Annotated in this window: 1 protein-coding gene and 1 pseudogene; both read right to left on the bottom strand. The window is 61.1% G+C overall.

Translation table 11 applies throughout. The features are described 5' to 3' along the window. Positions 1-119: 119 nt before the first annotated feature. Positions 120-1253: a homing endonuclease associated repeat-containing protein gene (locus AN233_RS06345; protein WP_125919990.1), complete on the bottom strand. Its 1134-nt coding sequence runs from the start codon at positions 1251-1253 to the stop codon at positions 120-122. Between the two features lie 214 nt (positions 1254-1467). Continuing rightward, positions 1468-1590: pseudogene (locus AN233_RS16790) on the bottom strand (DNA-binding protein); the annotation flags it as partial.

Below are 1590 nucleotides of genomic sequence, written 5' to 3'. Positions count from 1 at the left end.
GGAGGTGAATGCGAAGCCGTTCACGGGCCGTGAGTGTCGTGTCGTCGGTCATAGTGGGACGGGATCGCTGGTGGCCCCGCCACCCATCGCCGGGGGGCGAGCAACACCACCGGGTGCGGTTAGCGGAGATCAGGCTGGAGCGGAGCGAACTCCTCCCACATCGTATGGTGGCGCTGACAGAGCGTGATCAGGTTCTCAAGCCGATTCGACTGTTCGTAGTCCAGTACTCCATCGGCATCGATGAATGCGCCAAGCGGCGTAATGTGATGGACGTTCAGGTCGCGGTCCCAGCGCTCGCGATGGGTCTCGCGGTCGATGGGACAGCCCGGCATCTGACACTCGAAGCCGTCCCGTTCCAGCGCGCGTTTACGCTGTCTGTACCAGTTCGGCCCGTACGAGATGTCCCCGTAGCCGCCCTTCCAGAGCGGATGCTCTGGGCCGCTTGGCCGGCCGGGATACTCGAACCCGGCTGCTTCGATGGCGTCCTGCCAGGTCCCATACCGGCGGGCATAGGATCCAACCGAGTAGCGACCAGAGTCACGCATCTCGATAGTTGATGGGACGTGGCCTAGCTCATCGGCCAAGCGCTCGATCTCCCGATGGAGCTGTTCTTCACTGATACTCCATTGTTTGTGGGGCTCGAATCCAGCACTGCGTAACGCGTGATTCCAGCCGCCGAAGCATCGCTGGGCGACTTTCACCGACCACGCTCCGTGCTGTTCCATCTCTTGGGCCTTCGGTGGTCGTCCGAGTTCTGCAGCGAGGTCCTGAATCGCCTCGATGACATCCTCCTTTGTGGCGGTCCGCTGTATGGTCGTCTCTAAGTTGGCTTCTCTGAGGCCCTCGTTCCACGACCCGAAATGAGTCTGGACTGCGTTGGCCGAGACACGCCCCAATTCTCGCCACTCATTTCGTGAGGGTGAATGGCCGATCTGGCTGGCGACTCGTTGTAGCTCCTCGATGATCTCTGCGTCGCTATATCCGTTTGTTCGAGGGTCAAGTCCGGCAGCTTCCAATCCCTCGTCCCAGCTCCCAAACGTTGAGCGCACTGCGCCTTTTGTGAATTCAGTCTCTTCATCGATCTCCGATTGTTTTGGAACTCGCCCCTTCTCTTCGGCTAGTCGCTGCAGTTCGTCGATGATCGTTTCAGTAGGTATCGATACCTGATGAGAACGCATATGTCCGGCAATCTCGACGTTCGTTTCGAACGATTCCCCGCAGATGTCGCACGTGTAGTCTCCTTCGACTTTCATGCGTAGCTCCGAGCGTTGGGCACGCCCGCACCCCTCGTGGGGTCGGACAAACACGCCCGGTCGCGCACCCTTTCCCCCGGTTTCAGGGATAAATCTCAGACCGGGTCTCGAGGTCGTGGCTGCGCGCGCAGCGAAGCGAGCACGGAGCGGAGGGTGGGGCGGTGGGGTCTGGGTCGGCCCGGCACACAGCAAAAAAGAAGGCTGCTCCGACTGGCTATGCTTCCCACCACCGGCCGCGCTCCGGGAAGTGGATGATGCTCCACCCCGTCACGGCCACCGAGATCCGGCCCTCGTACCAGTTCGTGGCCGCTTCGTGGATGCGCACGTTCTCGCCTTC

It is taken from the genome of Haloparvum sedimenti (genome assembly GCF_001462205.1).
GTDB lineage: Archaea > Halobacteriota > Halobacteria > Halobacteriales > Haloferacaceae > Haloparvum > Haloparvum sedimenti.
This window is presented reverse-complemented; position numbering and strand designations above follow the sequence as displayed.

What these genes read in the sequence shown, in the direction of transcription:
- AN233_RS06345 (WP_125919990.1), bottom strand. Translation starts at nt 1,253, where the DNA reads ATGAAAGTCGAAGGAGACTACACGTGCGACATCTGCGGGGAATCGTTC.